This window comes from Acinetobacter sp. YH12132 (genome assembly GCF_013418645.1).
GTDB lineage: Bacteria > Pseudomonadota > Gammaproteobacteria > Pseudomonadales > Moraxellaceae > Acinetobacter > Acinetobacter indicus.
Genome location: NZ_VPBR01000030.1, coordinates 1 through 6,470 on the forward strand (window position 1 = coordinate 1; position 6,470 = coordinate 6,470).

The window sequence follows — 6,470 nt, forward strand, 5'->3', positions numbered from 1 at the left end:
TGCGAGTCTTGCCACGCCGAGCACCTGGTCGCTTTCAGCTGTAAGCGTCGCGGTTTCTGCCCGAGCTGTGGGGCGCGGCGGATGGCCGAAAGTGCCGCCTTGCTGGTTGATGAAGTACTGCCTGAACGGCACTGTTGCAAATAGTCGGTGGTGATAAACTTATCATCCCCTTTTGCTGATGGAGCTGCACATGAACCCATTCAAAGGCCGGCATTTTCAGCGTGACATCATTCTGTGGGCCGTACGCTGGTACTGCAAATACGGCATCAGTTACCGTGAGCTGCAGGAGATGCTGGCTGAACGCGGAGTGAATGTCGATCACTCCACGATTTACCGCTGGGTTCAGCGTTATGCGCCTGAAATGGAAAAACGGCTGCGCTGGTACTGGCGTAACCCTTCCGATCTTTGCCCGTGGCACATGGATGAAACCTACGTGAAGGTCAATGGCCGCTGGGCGTATCTGTACCGGGCCGTCGACAGCCGGGGCCGCACTGTCGATTTTTATCTCTCCTCCCGTCGTAACAGCAAAGCTGCATACCGGTTTCTGGGTAAAATCCTCAACAACGTGAAGAAGTGGCAGATCCCGCGATTCATCAACACGGATAAAGCGCCCGCCTATGGTCGCGCGCTTGCTCTGCTCAAACGCGAAGGCCGGTGCCCGTCTGACGTTGAACACCGACAGATTAAGTACCGGAACAACGTGATTGAATGCGATCATGGCAAACTGAAACGGATAATCGGCGCCACGCTGGGATTTAAATCCATGAAGACGGCTTACGCCACCATCAAAGGTATTGAGGTGATGCGTGCACTACGCAAAGGCCAGGCCTCAGCATTTTATTATGGTGATCCCCTGGGCGAAATGCGCCTGGTAAGCAGAGTTTTTGAAATGTAAGGCCTTTGAATAAGACAAAAGGCTGCCTCATCGCTAACTTTGCAACAGTGCCATTTTAAGCGTTATGCTAAGCCCAGGAAGCCGCAGGATCTTTTGAACCACAACTGCATTAACGTCCGCTATTCTGATACGAGTGGATTGTACGCCTGGGAATTCGAGAAAGATGCTCAGAAATTCAGTCTGAAAGTCAAAGGGCAATATATTGCGAACAGCACGATTCATCAGCTCGATGCAGCATTAGACGGGCTGGGGATTGCCTATATTCCCGAGTATGTTGCAGATGGATATATCAAAAGCGGCAAGCTGATTGCTGTTCTGACCGAGTGGTGTCCATATTTTGACGGCTACCATATTTATTATCCTCACCGCCGACAGGATTCTCCTGCGTTTATGGCTTTTCTGCAAGTTTTGCGTGACAGGTACAATAATGGAATAAGATAAATTTATGAGTAAAGGATTATGTCCACGATAAGCACCTGGGTCGATTCCTGGGAGGCGGCCATGAGGGTAGGGAAGCGCCGTCCCGTCAAGTCAGCGTAATGCTCTGCCAGTGTTACAACCAATTAACCAATTCTGATTAGAAAAACTCATCGAGCATCAAATGAAACTGCAATTTATTCATATCAGGATTATCAATACCATATTTTTGAAAAAGCCGTTTCTGTAATGAAGGAGAAAACTCACCGAGGCAGTTCCATAGGATGGCAAGATCCTGGTATCGGTCTGCGATTCCGACTCGTCCAACATCAATACAACCTATTAATTTCCCCTCGTCAAAAATAAGGTTATCAAGTGAGAAATCACCATGAGTGACGACTGAATCCGGTGAGAATGGCAAAAGCTTATGCATTTCTTTCCAGACTTGTTCAACAGGCCAGCCATTACGCTCGTCATCAAAATCACTCGCATCAACCAAACCGTTATTCATTCGTGATTGCGCCTGAGCGAGACGAAATGCGCGATCGCTGTTAAAAGGACAATTACAAACAGGAATCGAATGCAACCGGCGCAGGAACGCTGCCAGCGCATCAACAATATTTTCACCTGAATCAGGATATTCTTCTAATACCTGGAATGCTGTTTTCCCGGGGATCGCAGTGGTGAGTAACCATGCATCATCAGGAGTACGGATAAAATGCTTGATGGTCGGAAGAGGCATAAATGCCGTCAGCCAGTTTAGTCTGACCATCTCATCTGTAACATCATTGGCAACGCTACCTTTGCCATGTTTCAGAAACAACTCTGGCGCATCGGGCTTCCCATACAATCGATAGATTGTCGCACCTGATTGCCCGACATTATCGCGAGCCCATCTATACCCATATAAATCAGCATCCAGGTTGGAATTTAATCGCGGCCTCGAGCAAGACGTTTCCCGTTGAATATGGCTCATAACACCCCTTGTATTACTGTTTATGTAAGCAGACAGTTTTATTGTTCATGATGATATATTTTTATCGGCACTGTTGCAAATAGTCGGTGGTGATAAACTTATCATCCCCTTTTGCTGATGGAGCTGCACATGAACCCATTCAAAGGCCGGCATTTTCAGCGTGACATCATTCTGTGGGCCGTACGCTGGTACTGCAAATACGGCATCAGTTACCGTGAGCTGCAGGAGATGCTGGCTGAACGCGGAGTGAATGTCGATCACTCCACGATTTACCGCTGGGTTCAGCGTTATGCGCCTGAAATGGAAAAACGGCTGCGCTGGTACTGGCGTAACCCTTCCGATCTTTGCCCGTGGCACATGGATGAAACCTACGTGAAGGTCAATGGCCGCTGGGCGTATCTGTACCGGGCCGTCGACAGCCGGGGCCGCACTGTCGATTTTTATCTCTCCTCCCGTCGTAACAGCAAAGCTGCATACCGGTTTCTGGGTAAAATCCTCAACAACGTGAAGAAGTGGCAGATCCCGCGATTCATCAACACGGATAAAGCGCCCGCCTATGGTCGCGCGCTTGCTCTGCTCAAACGCGAAGGCCGGTGCCCGTCTGACGTTGAACACCGACAGATTAAGTACCGGAACAACGTGATTGAATGCGATCATGGCAAACTGAAACGGATAATCGGCGCCACGCTGGGATTTAAATCCATGAAGACGGCTTACGCCACCATCAAAGGTATTGAGGTGATGCGTGCACTACGCAAAGGCCAGGCCTCAGCATTTTATTATGGTGATCCCCTGGGCGAAATGCGCCTGGTAAGCAGAGTTTTTGAAATGTAAGGCCTTTGAATAAGACAAAAGGCTGCCTCATCGCTAACTTTGCAACAGTGCCAGTTTTATTACGAACGTGTTTTGGGTGGACAACGGAAAACATATTTCATCGAAAGACCAAAAAAAGAAAAAACACTTCCTGTTGTGATGAGTGAAGAAGAAACCATTCGGGTACTACGCGCTATTGAAAACGTGAAACACAAGGCTATTCTGATGACTATTTATTCGGCAGGTTTGCGCATTTCTGAATGTATAAACCTGAAAATAAAAGACATTGACTCCAAGCGCATGCAAATTCGTATAGAACAGTCAAAAGGAAAAAGAGATCGTTATACCATTTTATCTGAGAAAACATTAATTATTTTAAGAACATACTTTATGGAATATAAACCAAAAGATTATTTATTTGAAGGTCAAAAAGGTGGCGCATACTCAAGCCGAAGTATTCAAAACATTTTTAAAGCAGCTGTTTTAAAAGCAAAGATTCAAAAGGAAGTTACTGTACATACCTTACGACATAGCTTTGCAACGCATTTGCTTGAGAATGGTACGAGTTTACGTTATATTCAATCGTTGTTAGGTCATTCAAGCAGTAAAACAACTGAGGTTTATACACATATTACCACCAAGGGAATGGAACAATTAAAAAGTCCGATGGATTTGTTAGATATATAGAAAGGATTTGTATATTTGAGCAAAACTTAACAAAAAGCACTATGAATATAAATCCTTTTGAGAGAGTAGAAACGAACGGTAAACGGTTGAAAACGGATTTGTCACTGATAATGAAAGGTTTAGCAAAATAAGATATAGTGGATATATACGCCATTTGGCGTATAGCCACTTGTTATGTGCCATTTTTGAATGACAATGCGAATAGATACAGACAAACAAATGAATTTACTTAGTGATAAGAACGTTGCAATAATTGGTGGTGGACCCGTTGGACTGACTATGGCAAAATTATTACAGCAAAACGGCATAGACGTTTCAGTTTACGAAAGAGACAACGACCGAGAGGCAAGAATTTTTGGTGGAACCCTTGACCTACACAAAGGTTCAGGTCAGGAAGCAATGAAAAAAGCGGGATTGTTACAAACTTATTATGACTTAGCCTTACCAATGGGTGTAAATATTGCTGATGAAAAAGGCAATATTTTATCCACAAAAAATGTAAAGCCCGAAAATCGATTTGACAATCCTGAAATAAACAGAAATGACTTAAGGGCTATCTTGTTGAATAGTTTAGAAAACGACACGGTTATTTGGGATAGAAAACTTGTTATGCTTGAACCTGGTAAGAAGAAGTGGACACTAACTTTTGAGAATAAACCGAGTGAAACAGCAGATTTGGTTATTCTTGCCAATGGTGGAATGTCGAAAATAAGGAGCTTTGTTACCGACACGCAAGTTGAAGAAACCGGTACTTTCAACATCCAAGCTGATATTCTTCAACCGGAAATAAACTGTCCCGGATTTTTTCAGCTATGCAACGGCAACCGATTAATGGCGGGACATCAGGGCATTTTATTGTTTGCCAATCCCAATAATAATGGTGCATTGTATTTAGGAATTAGTTTTAAAACGCCCGATGAATGGAAAAATAAAATTCCCTTAGATTTTCAGGACAGAAACAGCGTTGCCGATTTTTTATTGAAAAGATTTTCCAAATGGAGTGAAGTTTACAAACAATTAATACGTTCGGTATCAACATTTCAATGCTTGCCCACAAGGAAATTTCCTTTGAACAATGATTGGAAAAGTAACCGTCCATTACCCATAACAATGATTGGCGATGCTGCTCATTTGATGTCGCCTTTTGCAGGACAGGGTGTAAATACGGGATTATTGGATGCTTTGATATTGTCTGAAAACCTTACAAACGGAGAATTTACAAGTATTGAAAATGCCATCGAAAACTACGAACAACAAATGTTTGTTTATGCAAAAGATACGCAGGACGAATCGACAGAAAACGAAACCGAAATGTTTAGTCCCAATTTTTCGTTTCAAAAATTATTGAATCTATAAACAGTAAGAAAAAACGGCTACTAACAAGCAGTTTTGCAATAGTGGGGCAGAAGTGCAAAATTGAACTTGTGTGCTTCTATCAACTTTTGTACATTAGCTGCCAGTTTAAGATGGGTGCATTTGAGTATGCCCAAAGGAGCCCGCAAGTATGCGCAGGACGAAGCCAGTAGCCGCGCCGATGGTGGCGCGGGTCTATCTGCGCGTCAGCACCGACGCGCAGGACTTGGAACGCCAAGAGGCGATCACTACGGCCGCGAAGGCCGCCGGCTACTACGTCGCCGGCATCTACCGTGAGAAGGCATCCGGCGCACGCGCCGACCGGCCTGAGCTGCTGCGCATGATCGGCGACCTACAGCCCGGCGAGGTGGTCATTGCCGAGAAGATCGACCGCATCAGCCGCCTACCTTTGCCCGAGGCCGAGCGCCTGGTGGCCTCGATACAGGCCAAAGGCGCACGCCTGGCCGTCCCTGGCGTGGTCGATCTATCCGACCTGGCGGCCGAGGCCCAGGGCGTCGCCAAGATCGTGCTGGAAGCCGTGCAGATCATGCTTTTTCGCCTGGCCTTGCAGATGGCCCGCGACGACTACGAGGACAGGCGCGAACGCCAGCGCCAAGGCATTGAGTTGGCCCGCCAGGCCGGGCGGTACAAGGGCCGCCGTGCTGATCCGAAGCGCCGCGCCCAAGTTGTCGCGCTGCGCAAGTCCGGCTACAGCATCAACAAGACCGCCGAGCTGGCCGGGTACAGTGCGGCCCAGGTGAAACGGATATGGGCCGAGGTCAGCCAGGCCGAAGCGAAGCAGCACGGCGCGTTCGTGGAGGACGCATTGACGGAAGCCGATGCCCTGGCCGCTGTCGGCCAGGATGAGCGCCAGGAGGAAAGGGCATGAAGAAGCCGAACCAAGACGACGAGCCGTTTTTCATCACCGAGGAGATTGCGGCCGAAATGATCGCCGGCGGCTATGAGTTCGAGCTGCCGCCCATTCCTTGCACCATCCGCCTACGCGACGTGCTGGAGCGCATGACCGATGCTGAGCTAGCATTGCAGCCGGGCGAGATCGCCGACCAGGAGCGTGAACGCTGCCGGCGCAAGCCGTGTTCAACCTCATGATCTGGTCATGGTATTTTTCATGGCACTGAGCCTGATAGTTCTTGCAAATTGTTGTCACTAAAGGGTTTTGTGTGCTTGTTTACAATCGAGTGGGAGTGACGGGCACTGGCTGGCAATGTCTAGCAACGGCAGGCATTTCGGCTGAGGGTAAAAGAACTTTCCGCTAAGCGATAGACTGTATGTAAACACAGTATTGCAAGGACGCGGAACATGCCTCAT

General features: G+C 47.3%; 8 protein-coding genes and 1 pseudogene. 8 read left to right on the plus strand and 1 reads right to left on the minus strand.

The window, feature by feature from the left end; genetic code table 11:
* The 3 genes and pseudogenes from FTU67_RS13935 to FTU67_RS13945 form a co-directional block, all read left to right on the plus strand.
* Nucleotides 1–129 (plus strand): annotated as a pseudogene (locus tag FTU67_RS13935) (transposase zinc-binding domain-containing protein); the annotation flags it as partial.
* A 61-nt stretch (nt 130–190) separates the two neighbouring features.
* Nucleotides 191–895, plus strand: coding sequence for an IS6-like element IS26 family transposase (locus tag FTU67_RS13940; protein WP_001067855.1), 705 nt, complete (start codon nt 191–193; stop codon nt 893–895).
* Between the two features lie 39 nt (nt 896–934).
* Nucleotides 935–1,336: a LysR substrate-binding domain-containing protein gene (locus FTU67_RS13945; protein WP_001183556.1), complete on the plus strand. Its 402-nt coding sequence runs from the start codon at nt 935–937 to the stop codon at nt 1,334–1,336.
* Between the two features lie 136 nt (nt 1,337–1,472).
* Here FTU67_RS13945 and FTU67_RS13950 read toward each other — a convergent pair whose 3' ends face one another.
* Nucleotides 1,473–2,288 (minus strand): APH(3')-I family aminoglycoside O-phosphotransferase, encoded by an 816-nt coding sequence (locus FTU67_RS13950; protein ID WP_000018323.1) that lies wholly within the window; start codon nt 2,286–2,288, stop codon nt 1,473–1,475.
* 129 nt (nt 2,289–2,417) lie between these two features.
* On the opposite strand from FTU67_RS13950, the gene FTU67_RS13955 reads away from it, so the two are divergent.
* From FTU67_RS13955 to FTU67_RS13975, 5 genes are all read left to right on the plus strand, one after another.
* A complete protein-coding gene (locus FTU67_RS13955; protein ID WP_001067855.1) occupies nt 2,418–3,122 on the plus strand; it encodes an IS6-like element IS26 family transposase in 705 nt (234 codons plus the stop codon).
* A 72-nt stretch (nt 3,123–3,194) separates the two neighbouring features.
* Entirely contained in the window at nt 3,195–3,788 is a 594-nt protein-coding gene (locus tag FTU67_RS13960; RefSeq protein ID WP_205779272.1) for a tyrosine-type recombinase/integrase, read from the plus strand.
* 189 nt (nt 3,789–3,977) lie between these two features.
* On the plus strand, nt 3,978–5,144 hold the full coding sequence (locus FTU67_RS13965; RefSeq protein WP_024160783.1) for a tetracycline-inactivating monooxygenase Tet(X3): 1,167 nt from the start codon (nt 3,978–3,980) through the stop codon (nt 5,142–5,144).
* Between the two features lie 148 nt (nt 5,145–5,292).
* On the plus strand, nt 5,293–6,030 hold the full coding sequence (locus FTU67_RS13970; protein WP_001366550.1) for a recombinase family protein: 738 nt from the start codon (nt 5,293–5,295) through the stop codon (nt 6,028–6,030).
* Nucleotides 6,027–6,251: a hypothetical protein gene (locus tag FTU67_RS13975; RefSeq protein ID WP_000743213.1), complete on the plus strand. Its 225-nt coding sequence runs from the start codon at nt 6,027–6,029 to the stop codon at nt 6,249–6,251. The genes FTU67_RS13970 and FTU67_RS13975 overlap by 4 nt, the downstream gene beginning before the upstream one ends.
* Nucleotides 6,252–6,470: the final 219 nt, after the last annotated feature.

Bases quoted from the DNA above. Each gene is read 5' to 3' on its own strand.
- FTU67_RS13975 (WP_000743213.1), top strand. From the start codon at position 6,027: ATGAAGAAGCCGAACCAAGACGACGAGCCGTTTTTCATCACCGAGGAG.
- FTU67_RS13965 (WP_024160783.1), top strand. From the start codon at position 3,978: ATGACAATGCGAATAGATACAGACAAACAAATGAATTTACTTAGTGAT.
- FTU67_RS13950 (WP_000018323.1), bottom strand. From the start codon at position 2,288: ATGAGCCATATTCAACGGGAAACGTCTTGCTCGAGGCCGCGATTAAAT.
- FTU67_RS13970 (WP_001366550.1), top strand. From the start codon at position 5,293: ATGCGCAGGACGAAGCCAGTAGCCGCGCCGATGGTGGCGCGGGTCTAT.
- FTU67_RS13940 (WP_001067855.1), top strand. From the start codon at position 191: ATGAACCCATTCAAAGGCCGGCATTTTCAGCGTGACATCATTCTGTGG.
- FTU67_RS13955 (WP_001067855.1), top strand. From the start codon at position 2,418: ATGAACCCATTCAAAGGCCGGCATTTTCAGCGTGACATCATTCTGTGG.